Source organism: Catellatospora sp. NPDC049133 (assembly GCF_040648455.1).
Classification (GTDB): Bacteria; Actinomycetota; Actinomycetes; order Mycobacteriales; family Micromonosporaceae; genus Catellatospora; species Catellatospora aurea.
In genome coordinates, this window is sequence record NZ_JBEZDT010000007.1 from 175807 (window position 1) to 190864 (window position 15058).

At 71.0% G+C, this 15058-nt stretch carries 9 protein-coding genes and 1 pseudogene; 4 read left to right on the forward strand and 6 right to left on the reverse strand.

The window, feature by feature from the left end; genetic code table 11:
* Positions 1 to 16 precede the first annotated feature (16 nt).
* On the forward strand, positions 17 to 577 hold the full coding sequence (locus AB0B35_RS10260; RefSeq protein ID WP_361043172.1) for an NAD(P)H-dependent oxidoreductase: 561 nt from the start codon (positions 17 to 19) through the stop codon (positions 575 to 577).
* A gap of 113 nt (positions 578 to 690) precedes the next feature.
* Here AB0B35_RS10260 and AB0B35_RS10265 read toward each other — a convergent pair whose 3' ends face one another.
* Entirely contained in the window at positions 691 to 5658 is a 4968-nt protein-coding gene (locus AB0B35_RS10265; protein WP_361043382.1) for an NAD-glutamate dehydrogenase, read from the reverse strand.
* A gap of 288 nt (positions 5659 to 5946) precedes the next feature.
* Here AB0B35_RS10265 and AB0B35_RS10270 point away from each other — a divergent pair, with 288 nt between their 5' ends.
* From AB0B35_RS10270 to AB0B35_RS10280, 3 genes are all read left to right on the forward strand, one after another.
* Positions 5947 to 7875 (forward strand): penicillin-binding transpeptidase domain-containing protein, encoded by a 1929-nt coding sequence (locus AB0B35_RS10270; RefSeq protein ID WP_361043174.1) that lies wholly within the window; start codon positions 5947 to 5949, stop codon positions 7873 to 7875.
* 119 nt (positions 7876 to 7994) lie between these two features.
* Positions 7995 to 8972 (forward strand): hypothetical protein, encoded by a 978-nt coding sequence (locus AB0B35_RS10275; RefSeq protein ID WP_361043176.1) that lies wholly within the window; start codon positions 7995 to 7997, stop codon positions 8970 to 8972.
* Between the two features lie 158 nt (positions 8973 to 9130).
* The gene (locus AB0B35_RS10280) at positions 9131 to 10078 is read left to right on the forward strand and encodes a hypothetical protein (RefSeq protein ID WP_361043178.1); all 948 of its coding nucleotides are present in this window, start codon (positions 9131 to 9133) and stop codon (positions 10076 to 10078) included.
* A 92-nt stretch (positions 10079 to 10170) separates the two neighbouring features.
* Here AB0B35_RS10280 and AB0B35_RS10285 read toward each other — a convergent pair whose 3' ends face one another.
* The 5 genes and pseudogenes from AB0B35_RS10285 to AB0B35_RS10305 all read right to left on the reverse strand — a co-directional run bounded on the left by AB0B35_RS10285 (position 10171) and on the right by AB0B35_RS10305 (position 14969).
* Positions 10171 to 10614 (reverse strand): hypothetical protein, encoded by a 444-nt coding sequence (locus AB0B35_RS10285; RefSeq protein WP_361043181.1) that lies wholly within the window; start codon positions 10612 to 10614, stop codon positions 10171 to 10173.
* Positions 10607 to 10963: a hypothetical protein gene (locus tag AB0B35_RS10290; RefSeq protein ID WP_361043184.1), complete on the reverse strand. Its 357-nt coding sequence runs from the start codon at positions 10961 to 10963 to the stop codon at positions 10607 to 10609. The genes AB0B35_RS10285 and AB0B35_RS10290 overlap by 8 nt, the downstream gene beginning before the upstream one ends.
* A gap of 253 nt (positions 10964 to 11216) precedes the next feature.
* Positions 11217 to 12119 (reverse strand): annotated as a pseudogene (locus AB0B35_RS10295) (arginase family protein); the annotation flags it as partial.
* Positions 12120 to 12209: 90 nt separating this feature from the next.
* Positions 12210 to 13154, reverse strand: a complete 945-nt coding sequence (locus AB0B35_RS10300; protein WP_360520788.1) for a tetratricopeptide repeat protein — start codon at positions 13152 to 13154, stop codon at positions 12210 to 12212.
* Positions 13155 to 13295: 141 nt separating this feature from the next.
* The gene (locus AB0B35_RS10305; RefSeq protein WP_361043187.1) at positions 13296 to 14969 is read right to left on the reverse strand and encodes a methylmalonyl-CoA mutase family protein; all 1674 of its coding nucleotides are present in this window, start codon (positions 14967 to 14969) and stop codon (positions 13296 to 13298) included.
* Between the last annotated feature and the right edge of the window lie 89 nt (positions 14970 to 15058).

The following is a 15058-nucleotide window of genomic DNA, read 5'->3' on the forward strand; positions in this document are numbered from 1 at the left end:
GACAGGAGACCCGGCCGTGCCGCTCGATCACCCCAGCACCTACCTCTTCCTGCTCGCCGGGGCCCGACAGGGCGGCAACACCGAGACCCTGGCCCGCGCCGCCGCCGCCGAACTCCCGGCCCACGCCACGCAGACCTGGCTCAACCTCCGCGACCTGCCCCTGCCCCCGTTCGACGACATCCGCCACACCGGCGACGGCGTCTACCCCCAACCCGAAGGCCCCGAGAAGACCCTGCTCGACGCCACCTTGGCCGCCGACAACCTGGTCATCGCCTCCCCGCTGTACTGGTACAGCGTCTCCGCCTCCGCCAAGCTCTACCTCGACTACTGGTCCGCCTGGCTACGCGTCCCCGGAGCCGACTTCAAAGCCCGCATGCGCGGCAAGACCCTGTGGACGGTCAGCGTCCTGAGTTCCACGGACCACACCACCGCCGACCCGCTCATCGGCACCCTGCGCCTGTCCGCCGACTACCTCGGCATGACCTGGGGCGGAGCCCTCCTCGGCTACGGCAACCGCCCCGACGACATCCTCACCGACCCCGAAGCCCTCACCCGCGCCAAAACCTTCTTCGCCTGACCCTCACCGCAGCCAAGATCGCGACGATCTTGCGGGAACTGTTGGGGACACACCCGATTGGAGCGTGTCATCCCCACAGCCCAAGCAAGATCGTCGCGATCTTGGCGGGTGGGTCAGGCGGCGGCGGTGCGGACCAGGGTGCGGATTTGGCGGAGGAGGACGGACAGGGGGGCCAGGTCGGCCTTGATGCCTTCCAGCTCGCCGATGGATTTGCGGGCCTGGGCGATGGTGGTGGCGTTGCGCTGCTCCCATTGGGTGACGCGGTCCTGGGGGGTGCCGGTCGGGGAGGCCGCCAGGACCTCTCCGGTGAGGGCTGCCAGGGCCGCGTAGAGGTCGTAGCGCAGGGCCATGCGGGCCAGGGTCTGCCAGCGGTCGTCCCGGGGGAGCTGGGAGATCTTGGTGAGGAGGTCGTCCACCCGGAAGCGCTCGGACAGGACGAAGTAGACGCCGGCCACCTCGTCGAGGTCGCGGCCAGTCGCGGAGGCGACTTCGACGACGTCGAGCAGGGCGAAGCTGTACAGGGTGCGGGCGCCCCATTCGGCCAGGTCCTGCGGTGCGCCGAGGGCGACCAGTTCGGCCTCGTGCTCGGCGATGCCCTCGCGCTCCGCGCCCAGGAACATCTCCTTCATGCGCGGGGCCAGCGCGGACACGCCGGGCTTGAGCTTGGCGATCTCGCCGGGCACGTCCAGGGGCGAGCGGCGGTTCTGGATGAGCCACCTGACCGCGCGGTCCATGAGGCGGCGGGCCTTGAGGTAGACGGCGGTCTGCGCGGCGGTCGGGACTCGGTTGTCGGTGGCCTCGACGGCCGCCCACAGCGCGGGCAGTTCGAAGACCTCCCAGACGATCTCGAAGGCCCGGAGCACGTCCGCGGCGGACGCGCCGGTCTCCTCGACCGTACGGTGCACGAACGTGATGCCGCCCCGGTTGACCGTCTCGTTGACCAGCACCGTGGTGACGATCTCGCGGCGCAGCCGGTGCTCGGCCATCTGCTGGGTCATGCCGCGCAGCGGCGTCGGGAAGTAGTCGGCCATGGTCTGCGCGGTCCACGCGTCGTCGGGGAGATCGGAGTGCACGATCTCCTCCTCCAGCGCGATCTTCACGTACGCCATGAGCACGGCGAACTCGGGCGTGGACAGGCCCTCGCCGTTCTCCGAGCGCGCCACCAGCTCCTCGTCGGTGGGCAGGCCCTCCAGGGCCCGGTCCAGCCGGCCGGAGCGCTCCAGCTCGGTGAGCAGGCGGCGGTGCACCGGCAGCAGCGACAGGGTCTGCGCGCGGGCGTTGCCCAGCGCCGTGGCCTGGCCGTAGTTGTCGCGCAGCACCAGCGCGGCGACCTCGTCGGTCATGCTGGCCAGCAGCTCGTTGCGGGCGTCGCGGCCCAGCTCGGTGTCCGCGCCCAGCAGGATCTTGATGTTGACCTCGTGGTCGGAGCAGTCCACCCCGGCCGTGTTGTCGATGAAGTCGGTGAAGATCCGGCCGCCCGCGCCCTGCGCGCCCTTGCGCGCGTACTCGATGCGCCCGGCCTGGGTCAGACCCAGGTTGCCGCCCTCGCCGACGACCCGGCAGCGCAGGTGCCCGCCGTTGACCCGGATCGCGTCGTTGGCCTTGTCGCCGACCTCGGCGTGCGACTCGGTGGTGGCCTTGACGTACGTGCCGATGCCGCCGTTCCAGAGCAGGTCCACCGGGGCCAGCAGGATCGCCTTCATCAGCTCGGCCGGGCTCATCGCGGTGACCGTGTCGGCCAGCCCTAGCGCCGCCCGGACCTGCGGCGTGATCGGGATCGACTTCGCGGTGCGCGGGTGCACCCCGCCGCCCTCGGAGATGAGGGTCGGGTCGTAGTCGGCCCACGAGCTGCGGGGCAGCGCGAACAAACGGGCCCGCTCGGCGAACGACGTGGCCGTGTCGGGGTTCGGGTCGAGGAAGATGTGCCGGTGGTCGAACGCGGCGACCAGGCGGATGTGCTCGGACAGCAGCATGCCGTTGCCGAACACGTCACCCGACATGTCACCCACGCCGACCACGGTGAAGTCCTCGGTCTGGGTGTCCCGGCCCATGCCGCGACCGTGCTTGTCGCTTCCGCTCGCAAGCTCGCGGAAGTGGCGCTTGACCGACTCCCAGGCACCACGGGCGGTGATGCCCATGCCCTTGTGGTCATAGCCGGCCGAGCCGCCCGAGGCGAACGCGTCGCCGAGCCAGAACCCGTACGAGGCGGAGATCTCGTTGGCGATGTCGGAGAACGTCGCCGTGCCCTTGTCGGCGGCGACGACCAGGTAGGGGTCGTCCCCGTCGTGGCGCACCACGTCGGCCGGCGGCACGATCTTGCCGGCGTCGAGGTTGTCGGTGATGTCGAGCAGCGCCGAGATGAAGCGCTTGTAGCAGGCCACACCCTCGGCCTGCAGGGCGTCGCGGTCACCGCCGACGGGGGCCTGCTTGAGCACGAAGCCGCCCTTGGCCCCGACCGGCACGATCACCGCGTTCTTGACCATCTGCGCCTTGACCAGGCCCAGCACCTCGGTGCGGAAGTCGTCGCGGCGGTCCGACCAGCGCAGGCCACCCCGGGCCACCGCGCCGAAGCGCAGGTGCACGCCCTCGAAGCGGGGCGAGTACACGAAGATCTCGAACTTGGGCCGCGGCGCGGGCAGGTCCGGGATCGCCTGCGGGTCCAGCTTGAACGAGATGTACGACTTGGGCCGCCCGTCGGCCGCCTTCTGGAAGAAGGAGGTGCGCAGGGTGGCCTGCATCAGCGTCAGGAAGTTGCGCAGGATGCGGTCCTGGTCCAGGCTCGCCACCGACTCCAGCTGGCGGCCGATCGCCGAGATCAGCTCCTTGGCCTGGCTGCCCCGCTCGGTGTCGCTCAGCTGCAGGTTCGGGTTGAACCGGGTCTCGAACAGCGCCACCAGCATCGCCGCGATCTGCGGGTACGCCGTGAAGGTCGCCTCCATCGACTCCTGCGCGAACACCGTGCCGGCCTGGCGCAGGTACTTGGCGTACGCCCGCAGCACCACGGCCTGCCGCCAGGTCAGGCCCGCGCGCAGCACCAGCTCGTTGAAGCCGTCGACCTCGGCCTCACCCCGCCACGCGGCGGCGAAGGCGTTCTCCACGTGCGCGCGCACCTCGGCCAGGTCGCGCGCCCCGGAGGGCAGTTGCAGGCCGAAGTCGTACACGAACACGGTCGCGTCGTCGCGGCGCACCTCGTACGGCCGCTCGTCGGTGACCCGCACGCCCAGCGAGTGCAGCACCGGCAGCACCGCCGACAGCAGCATCGGCTCGCCGTGCCGGTAGACCTTGAACCGCACGTCGTTGCCGGGCGTGGTGGCCTCGACCATGCTGCCCGAGCCGGCCGTGAAGCGCCGCCGGAACAGGTGCATCTCCAGCTGGCCGGGCTCGTCCAGCAGCTCCAGCTTGGCCAGGTCCTGCACGCCCTCGTAGGGCAGGTGGCCGTCCTTGTAGGTCTCCGGCAGCGCGTCGACGTACCGGGCGGCCAGCAGCTTGGCCTGCTCGTCGCCGACCTTGCGCTCCAGCACCAGCCGGAAGTCGTCGTCCCAGTTGCGGGTGGCGTCGCCGAGCATCTCGGCCAGCGCGTCGACGTCCACGTCGCCGGGCGGGTCGTTCGGGTCGGTGCGCACGATGAAGTGGATGCGGGCCAGGTTGGACTCGCTGACCCGGGTCGTGTAGTCGACGCCGACGCCGTTGAGCTCGCGCAGCAGGATGTCCTGCATGGCCAGCCGGTGCGCGGTGGTGAACCGGTCCCGCGGCAGGTAGACCAGGGCCGAGATGAACCGGCCGTAGCCGTCGCGGCGCAGGAACAGCCGCAGCTGGCGGCGTCCGGCCATGCGCAGCACCCCGGTCACGGCCTGGTACAGGTCGTCGGTGCTGATCTGGAACAGCTCGTCGCGCGGGTACGTCTCCAGGATCTCCAGCAGGTCCTTGCCGGAGTGGCTGCGGGCGGACAGGCCGGAGCGGTCCAGCACGTTGTCCACCTTGCGCCGGATCACCGGCAGGTCCCGCACGCTGGTGCGGTACGCCGCCGACGAGAACAGGCCGAGGAAACGGCGCTCGCCGCAGACGTTGCCGTCGGCGTCGAACATCTTGAAGCCGATGTAGTCCAGGTACGCCGAGCGGTGCACGGTGGACCGCGAGTTCGCCTTGGTGATCACCAGCAGGCGCTTCTCCAGCGCCTTGTGCTGCGCCTCCGGCGTCATCGACTCCAGCGTGCGGGCCGTGGAGGACGACTCGTCGCGCAGGATGCCCAGGCCCGTGCCGGGCACGGCGCGCATCAGGTCGGTCTCGCTGCCGGCCGCGCCGGGCACGTGGACCAGCTCGTACTCGCGGTAGCCGAGGAAGGTGAAGTGGTGGTCGGCGAGCCAGCGCAGCAGCTCCACCGAGTCGGTGATGTCACGGTCGGGCACCGGCAGCTCGGCCCCGGAGATCTCGTCGGCCAGCGCCAGCGCCTGGGCCCGCATCCGCGGCCAGTCCTCGACCGCCCGGCGTACGTCGCCCAGCACCCGCTCCAGGTCGGCCCGCAGGTGCTCCAGTTCCGCCTCGTCGCGGATGGCGCCGACCTCGATGCGCATCCAGCTCTCGACCAGGTCACCCGCGATGGCGTCGTCCGGCTCGACCTCGGCGCACACCTCGATCAGGTCGCCCTGCTCGTCACGGCGCACCACCATCACCGGGTGCACCAGCAGCTGCACGTCCTTGCGCGCGGACAGCGCGGCAGTGACCGAGTCGACCAGGAACGGCATGTCGTCGGTGACGATCTCCACAACGGTGTGGCGCGGTTCACCCGACAGGGACAGGCGCAGCTTCAGCTCGCCCGGCGTACGTGAAGCCGCCAGCTCGCGGTGGGCCCGCGCGGCCTCGAGCAGGCGAGCGGGGGTCAGGTCGACGAGTTCCTCGTCGGGGGCGAAGCGCCAGTACCGCTGGACCAGCTGGGCCTCGGCCAGCCGGTCGTCAGCCAGGCTCGGAGTGTCCGGGCTGCCCCCGGCGGCCAGCGCGACCGCGGCCGCGATCAGGCGCTCGCCGTTGGGCAGGGGCTCGTCGAGATCGCCGTCATCCAGGTCGTCCGGATGCGCCTGCGGCATGCCCTCGTTCCGGATGGTGTCACCGCTCGCACCGGCTTCGACCTCGGCAGAAGCGCTGCCGCCGCCTATTCGGCCGCCAGACTCCATGAAAAGCACTCCCCTTCGCCCACCACGCTGTGGGTCGTTGGTGGGACGGGCCGTTGCAGGGGCCGTCCCGTCGTCAACCCCAGCCTAGTCAGCACCCCCGGCCAGCCACGCGTTCGGGGGCCGCCGACATCCGCGTCCACGAGTCCGGTCCCGGACAGCGGTGGTGCCACACGACCCAGGTCCTTACGGCAGAATGCCCGCATGGCCCTGCGCTCGAAGGTACGCCGTCCCAGAATTGTCCTCTCCCTGGTGGCGATGTCGCTGCTGTTCCCCGCACTTGCCGCCTGCTCGAAGGACGACGGCCCTGAGCCCATGCTGGACGCGTTCCTGGCCGGCTGGCGGTCGGGGACCTTCGACAAGGTCACCTTCGTCAGCCCGACCGGTCAGGGCGTCGCCGCCGACACGGTCAAGACCGAGTTGCGGGCCCTGGAGGGCGTCTTCCGCGACACTCCCCCGACGCTGACCAAGCAGGCCCCCGCGGTGAGCGAGGGCCTGGCGACCACCCAGATCAAGGTCACCCAGCCGCTGCCGGACAAGACCACCTGGGAGTACACCACCACGGTGCGGATGACCAAGGCCAAGGACACCTGGCAGGTCGTCTGGGAGCCGGCGATCGTGCACGAGAAGCTGACCAAGGGTGACGAGCTGGCGGTGCGCCGCCTCGCCCCGACCCGGGCCGGCGTCTTCGACGGCAAGGGCGAGGAGATCGTCAAGCCGCGGCCGGTCGTCGTCATCGGCGTCGAGCCGCGGAAGGTCACCGACATCGACGCGCTGGTCAAGGACCTGACCCCGATCTTCGCGTCCGGGGCGTACGACGTCAGCACAGACGACCTGGCCAAGCTGCCCGCCCGGGTGAAGGACGCCAAGCCGGACGCCCTGGTGGAGATCGTGACGCTGCGCCGGGAGGTCTACGAGCCGATCCGCGACCGCCTGCGCGCGCTCATGGACAAGGGGGTCGCGTTCCGCGAGGAGGACCGGCTGCTCTCGCCGACCCGCACCTTCGCGCGGGCGCTGCTCGGCACGGTCGGGCCGGTCACCAAGGAGATCATGGACAGCAAGCCCGGCGCCTACCAGGTGGGCGACCAGGCGGGCCTCGGCGGCATCCAGCGCACCTACGACGACCGGCTGCGCGGCGTCGCGGGCCTGAGCGTGGTCTCCAGCCGCAAGGCCTCCGACGGCACCGTCCAGGACACCCCGCTCTACACCGTCGAGGACAAGGACGGCCAGAAGCTCCAGCTCACGATCGACACGAAGACCCAGATCGCGGCGGAGAAGGCCCTCGCGACGGTCAAGCAGCGCAGCGCGATGGTGGCGATCCGGATCAGCGACGGGCAGCTCGTCGCGGTGGCCAACAGCGGCCCGGACAACCTGGCCCTCACCGCGCAGGTGCCGCCGGGCTCGACCTTCAAGGCCGTTTCGGCGTACGGGCTGCTCGACGCGGGCAAGGTGACGGCCAACCAGATCGTGCCGTGCCCGAAGTTCTTCACCGTCGAGGGCCGCCAGTTCAAGAACTCGAACTTCCTGGAGCTGGGCAACGTCGCGTTCCACACGGACTTCGCCAAGTCCTGCAACACCGCGTTCGCCTCGCTGGCCCCGGCGCTGGGCCCGGAGGGCCTGGTCAACGCCGGCACCGCGCTCGGCCTCGGCCAGACCTGGGACCTGGGCGTGCCCGCGTTCACCGGCCGCGTCTCCGCCGGAGGCACCGCCACCGAGCTGGCCGCGGCCACGTTCGGCCAGGGCCAGACCATCGTCAGCCCGGTCGCCATGGCCGGCGCCGCCGCCGCGATCGCCCGCGGCCAGTGGAAGCAGCCCGTCCTCCTGCTCGACCCCGCCGCCGCCAAGCCCGCCCCCGACGGCCCCGCCCTCAAGCCCACCACCCTCGACCCCCTGCGCGCCATGATGCGCGAGGTCGTCACCGCAGGCACCGCCACCGCCCTCAAGGACACCCCCGGCGGCGCCGTATTCGGCAAGACCGGCACGGCCGAGTACGACAACAACCCCGCGCACACCCACGCCTGGTTCATCGGCTGGCAGGGCGACATCGCCTTCGCCGTCTTCGTCGAGAACGGCATCAAACCCAGCGAAACCGCCGTCCCCGTCACCGAATCCTTCCTCCGCAACCTCCGCTGACCACGACTCCGACGATCTTGCGCGAACGGTGGGTACGACAGAACACCAACCGTTCGTGCAAGATCGTCGGGATCTTCGGGGGCAGCGGGGTCCCGGGGTGACGGTTAGGGTCGCGGGGCATGTGGCCGTTTCGGAAGAAGGCTGTGGTGGCGCCGGAGGCGCCCGAGCCTGAGATGACGTTCGACCCGTTCCTCGGGGACGCCGACGCGCGCCGGTTGAGCCGGCTGCTGGGTGATCGGGACTGGGCCGCGGCGCGGACCATCATCGACGACCCGGACCCGGCGCGGCACTCCTTCTATGTGGGCATCGCCTCGACGAAGTCCGGGCTGATGGAGTGGATCGACGACGCCGTCCGGACCGATCCCGAGCCGACCCTGCCGCTGCTCGTCAAGGGGCTCAAGGCGATCGGCTGGGCCTGGGAGGCACGGGGCGGCGGCTACGCCGATTCCGTCTCGGACGACGCATGGAAGGTGTTCGCGCAGCGACTGGTGGTCGCCGAGAACTGTCTGGACGACGTCCTCGACCGCGACCCGATGAACGTCGAGGCGCTGGTCGGCATGATCACGCTGGCCAACGCCCGGTCCAAGGGGCTGGACGAGATCCAGCGGGCCTTCGCCGCGGTGATCGCCGTCGACCCGACGCATCAGGACGCCCACTGGTCGATGCTGCAGGCGGTGTGCCGCAAGTGGCATGGCAGCTCCGAGTTGATGTTCGAGTTCGCCCGCGAGCGCGCCGCGGCCCACCCCGGCACGGGCCTGCCGGCCCTCATCGCCTATGCGCACCTCGAGGAGTGGCTGTCCCGCAAACGCGACTACGCGTACCTGGAGCAGCCCGAGGTCGGCGCCGATCTGAAGGCCGCGGCCGAGCAGTCGATCTGGCACCCGGCCTTCCGGGAGGGGCTGGAGACGCCACGCCTGTGGAACGCGTTCGCGATGGCGTTCGCGATGGGCGACAACTACGCCGAAGCCGAGCGCTGCTTCGCCCGCATCGGCGACGGCCTGGCCACTCGCAAGCCGTGGGCCTACTACGGCAAGCCCGGCAAGGCCTTCCTCAAGTGGCGCGACTGGACCCGGCACAAGCTCGAAGAAGGGGCCTGACCCCGACGACGATCCTGCACGAACGGCGGGTGTGCCGGCTCGTACCGGACAGGACACCGACCGTTCGTGCAAGATCGTCGCTATCTTCGGAGGTCAGCGGGATACGCGAGTCGCCATTAGGCTCGCGCGGCATGTGGCCGTTTCGTAAGAAGAGCAGGGTGGCACCCGAGGAGCCTCCACCGGAGATCGCGATCGATCCGTTCCTCGGTGATCCTGATGCCCGGCGCCTGAGCATGCACCTGGGCAACCGGGACTGGCCGGCCGCGCGCAGCATCATCATGAACCCCGATCCGGTGCTGCGTGGGTACTACGTCGGCATCGCCTCGTCGAAGTCCGGGCTGATGGAGTGGATCGACGACGCCGTCCGCACCGACCCCGACCCGACCTTGCCGCTGCTCCTCAAGGGCCTAGCGGCGATCAACTGGGCCTGGGACGCCCGGGGCAGCGGCACAGCTTCCACCGTGACGGAAGAGGGCTGGAAGCTGTTCCGGCAGCGGCTGGTGGTCTCCGAGAACTGCCTGGACGACGTTCTCGACCGGGACCCGCATAACGTCAGGGCGCTCGCCGGCCTGATCACCCTCGCCAAGGCCCGTTCCAAAGGCCTGCCCGAGATCCAGCGGCATTTCGACGCGGTGATCGCGGTCGACCCGGCCGACGAGCGCGCCCACGGTCGGATGCTCCAGGCGGTGTGCGGCAAGTGGTACGGCAGCTCCGAGCTGATGTTCCGGTTCGCGCGCGAGCGGGCCGCCGCCCACCCCGCCACGAACCTGGGTGGCCTGATCGCGGAGGCGCACATCGAGGAATGGCTCTCCCGCAAGAAGGAAGACGAATACCTGGAGCAGCACGAGATCCGCGACGAGCTGGTGGCCGCCGCCGAGAACTCGATCTGGCACCCGGCTCACCGCCGCACCCCGTACACCCCGCACGTGTGGAACGCGTTCGCCATGGCGTTCGCGCTGGGCGACCACTTCGCCGAGGCCGAACGCTGCTTCGCCCTGATCGGAGACGACCTCGTCACCCGCGACCCGTGGTACTACCACGGCAAGGCCGAGCGGTCCTTCCTGAAGCTGCGCGACTACACGCGTTACCACCTCGCCAAAGCCTGACCCGCGCGGCCGCTCGGCGCCGCCGGGTCTCGCCGGACCGCGTCAAGCGATCCGGGGCGGCGGTGCCGAGCTCCCCGGACGACGGGGCCGGTTCAGCGGGCGGCGGGCTGCTCCGGGGCGGCGGGCTGCTCCGGCCTGCTGGCAGGCGCGGGCTGTGGCCGGCGCAGCCAGATCAGGCCGAGCACGGGCAGCACGAGTGGCAGGTAGCCGTAGCCCTCGCCGAAGCCGGACCACACGGTGGCGTCGGGGAAGTCCTGCGGCTGGAGCACGCTGAGCGTGCCGACGGCGAGCACGCCGACCAGCTCTACGGTGAAGCAGGCCTGCGCCAGGCGGCGACCGCCGGCGTCGCCGCGCACCAGGCCGACCGTCGCGACGATGTAGAGCACCGCCGCCAGGGCGCTGAGCAGGTACGAGACCGGGGCCTCGCTGAACTTCATGATGATCTGCACGCCCGCTCGGCAGGTCGCGGCGACGGCGAACAGGCCGTACACGAAGACGAGCACGCGGCCCAGGCCGGTGTTGACGGGCCTAGGCACCGAACACCTGGCCGATGCGCAACACCAGCACGGGCACGATGAGCGCGGCCACGCCGATGATCACGCTGCCGAAGCGGGTGGGCTCCATCTTGCCGACGATCCAGGCGCCCGCGGGCAGGAGCAGCATCGTCAGGGCGTACCCCAGGAAGGTCGTGGTCTCCCGCGGCGAGTGACCACCGATCCAGCTCGCCACCGCCGCTCCGACCAGCAGCACCGCGGCGACGCTGACCACGACGGTGCCGATCAGCTGCACGCGGTCCGGGGCGCGGTTGAGCGCGGCCGCCAGCAACGCGACGGCGGCCAGCAGCAGGGCGACGACGGTCGTCGCGGTCGAGAGCACAGCGGGCATGCGCGCCACAGTATCCGCCGAGGCCGCCCCTCGTGCGCGCACCTCCGCCCCGGGTAGCCCACACCACCGCCGGGCATACCCTCCACCCTCATTGTTGATCATGAGGTTGTGGCCGGGACACACCGTCGAGCCGTGCCATAAGTTCATGATCAACGCGGAAGGGTCAGGCGGCGGTGCGTTTGTCGGGGGTGGGGGTGGGGGTGGGGGTGCGGGGGGTGGGGACGCGGGCGCGGGTGGGGCGTTTGGGCGGGAGCAGCGGGGCCAGGCCGGTGACCAGGGTGGAGACGAGTTCGGCGGCATGGCGGCCGTCGGGGTCGTGGTCGGGGTCGAAGACGGTCAGCTCCATGCCGAGGCAGTCGGGGGTGTTGACCAGGCCGGTGAGCAGGAGTTCGAGCTCGGTGAGGGCGATGCCGCCAGGCTCGGGGGCGTCGACCGCGGGCATGACCGCAGGGTCGAGCACGTCCACGTCGATGTGCACCCAGTAGCCGGCGCAGTCGGCCAGGCGCTCGCGGGCCCACTGCGCGGTGCGGCGGGCGCCCTCGGCGCGCAGGGCGGTCGCCGGGCGGGTGGCGAACCCGGCCGCCTGCAGGTCCAGGCGGTACTCGTCGTGTTCGCGGATGCCGAGCACGACGACGTCGGTGTCGCGGAAGTACGGGCGGCGGCCCTCGATCCCGGCCAGCTCGGTCTGGCCCCGGCCGGTGACCAGGGCCAGGTCCTCGCCCGCGGCCGCGCCGACGTACGGCGCGTTGCCCGGATGCCGGAAGTCGGAGTGCCCGTCCACGAAGACCAGCCCGATCCGGCCGCCGACCTCCTCGCCGAGCCGCCGCATGGCCAGCGCCGAGCCGAGCAGGATCGAGCAGTCCCCGCCCAGCACCAGCGGGAACTCCCCACCGTCGACGATCGCGCCGATCCGCTCCGCCAGCCGCACGCTGTACGAGTGGATCTGCAGCGCGTGCGCCACCCCGTCGCCGGGACGCCAGTCACCGGGGTCGTAGCGGGGCGGGGTGAGGCAGCCGGCGTCACGGGCGTCGAGCCGGGCCAGCAGCTTCTTGTCGCGCAGCGCGCCCGGCGCTTTGGCGCAACCGGGCACGGAGGTCTCGGTAGGCGGGCGCAGGCCCAGGTTCGACGGCGCGTCGAGAACCGCGATGCGGCGCATACCTCTCCCCCCTGGCCTCATGCACGCTGGTGGGGAGTTCCCGGCGGCCCACCGTGCGGGCGGGCCGTCCGGGACGGGCCACTAGCGGTTCTAGAACAAAGCGCTGGCCAGGGCACGCCGCGCGGCCGCCACCGCGGGGTCGTCCGGGCCGGCGACGGCGAACAGCGACACGAGGTGCTGGCGCACCGTCTCCCGATCGTCACCGTAGACGCGGCGCACCAGATTGACCAGCCGCTGATACGCCTGCTCTGCCTGACCGCCCAGCACCTCGACATCGGCCGCTTTCAGCTGCGCGGCAAGGTCGTCGGGCGCGGCGTCGGCGGCGGCCACGGCGGCCTGCGGGTCCACTCCCGCGACCCGCTTGGCCAGCACGACCTGGGCCAGGCCGGCCTCGGCCGCGGCGTCCTTCGGCGAGTCCGACAGGATCTTGCGGTACGCCTTCTCGGCCTCGTCGAGGTCACCCATCATCAGGGCGTCGTCCGCCGCTTCCAGGCGCGGATCATCGGGCACGGCCACCTCGACCCCGCCCGCCCGCAGCACCGCGTCCAGCCACTGCCGCAGCTGCGCAGGCGGCACCGGCCCGGCGAACGCGTCGATCGGCTGCCCGCCCACGACGGCGTACACCGTCGGCACGCTCTGCACCCGGAACATGGCCGCCAGCCGCGGGTCGGCCTGCGCGTTCACCCGCGCCAGCACCCAGCTGCCGCCGTCGGCCGCGTTGAACTGCGCCAGCGCGTCGGCCAGCTGGTCCACCTCGGGATAACCCGGGGCCAGGAACGCCACCACGACGGGCTGGCTCATCGACTTCTGCAGGACCTCGTCCTGCACGTTGGCCTCGGTCACGTCCACCACGTGACCGCCCCCCGCGGGCGCCCCGGGGAAGCCGCCGCCGTTACCACCGTCACCGCCGCTGCCGGCCGGTCCCGCCGCGCCCGCGGCCGGGGTCGCCGCCGCCTGCTGACTGCGCGCGGCCAGCGCGCCGAGATCCACCGCGCCACGCGTGAAGATCGACTGTCCGGGTCGGAGATCGCTCATGGTTACCCAGTCTCCCACGCCCGTAACAATCCCCCCGCAAAGGTCCCACCCCACCCATAGATCACGACGATCTTGCGTGGATGGCCCCATTTACGCCCGATATGGGCATGTCGTGGGGTACATCCACGCAAGATCGTCGCCTCAGAAGCGGGCGGGTTCGCGGTAGACGCCCCATTCGGCGCGGAGGGCGTCGCAGATTTCGCCGAGGGTGGCTTCGGCGCGGCAGGCGTCGAGCATGGCGGGGACCATGTTGGCGTCGGTGCGGGAGACGTCGATCATCTTTTGGAGGGCGGCGTCCACGGCGGCCTGGTCGCGGTCGGTGCGGCGGGCCTGGAGGAGTTTGACCTGCTCGCGTTCCACCTCGTGGGAGACGCGCATGATTTCGAGGTCCTTGGCGATGGTGCCGGTGTGGCAGTTGACGCCGACGATGCGCTTGTGGCCCTCTTCAAGGGCGCGCTGGTAGATGTAGGCGGAGTCGGCGATCTCGGAGGTGAACCAGCCGTCCTCGATGCCCCTCAGGATGCCGCTGGTGATGGTGCCGTCGGTGCCGCGGTCCTTGATGCGCTGGAAGATGGCCTCGGCCTCGGCCTCGATCTTGTCGGTGAGGGCCTCGACGTACCAGGAGCCGCCCAGCGGGTCGGCGACGTTGACGATGCCGGTCTCCTCCATGAGGACCTGCTGGGTCCGCAGGGCGATCTCGGCGGACTCGTCGGTGGGCAGGGCGAGGGTCTCGTCCAGGGCGTTGGTGTGCAGGGAGTTGGTGCCGCCGAGCACGGCCGACAGCGCCTCGACGGCGGTGCGGACCACGTTGTTGACCGGCTGCTGCGCGGTCAGCGAGACGCCGGCGGTCTGCGTGTGGAAGCGCAGCCACTGGGCCTTCTCGCTGGTCGCGCCGTACACGTCGCGCATCCAGCGGGCCCAGATGCGGCGGGCGGCACGGAACTTCGCGATCTCCTCGAAGAAGTCGATGTGCGCGTCGAAGAAGAAGCTCAGGCCAGGGGCGAAGACGTTGACGTCCAGGCCGCGGGACAGGCCCAGCTCCACGTAGCCGAAGCCGTCGGCCAGGGTGTACGCCAGCTCCTGCGCGGCCGTCGCGCCCGCCTCGCGGATGTGGTAGCCCGACACCGACAGCGGCTTGTACTTCGGGATCTCGTGGGCGCAGTACTCCATCAGGTCGCCGATGAGGCGCAGGTGCGGCTCGGGGTCGAACAGCCACTCCTTCTGCGCGATGTACTCCTTGAAGATGTCGGTCTGCAGGGTGCCGTCGAGCTTGCTCAGGTCGGCGCCCTGGCGCTCGGCGGCGACCAGGTACATGCAGAACACCGGCACGGCGGGGCCGGAGATGGTCATCGAGGTGGTGACCTTCTGCAGGTCGATGCCGCCGAACAGCACGTCCATGTCGGCGGCCGAGTCGATCGCCACGCCGCAGTGGCCGACCTCGCCCAGCGAGCGGCCGTCGTCGGAGTCGCGGCCCATCAGGGTCGGCATGTCGAAGGCGACTGACAGGCCGCCGCCGCCCGCGCCGAGGATCAGCTTGTATCGCTCGTTGGTCTGCACCGCGTTGCCGAAGCCGGCGAACTGGCGGATGGTCCAGGTGCGGCCCCGGTAGCCGGTCGGGTAGAGGCCGCGGGTGAACGGGAACTCGCCGGGCCAGCCGATGCGCTCGAAGCCCGGGTACTCGACGCCCTCGGCGGGGCCGTACAGCGGCTCGACCTCGACCCCGCTGAGCGTGGTGAAGTCCGCGTGGCGCTTGTGCGCCTTGTCGTACCGCTGCTGCCAGCGCTCGCGACCGGCGGCGATCTCGTTCGCGTCCACGTTTCCTCCCGGGGTCTGATACCTGGATCACAGGATTTCGAGCACAGCGTAGCCCGATTGCCTGAACGATCGCTCAGCCAGTCGCTACC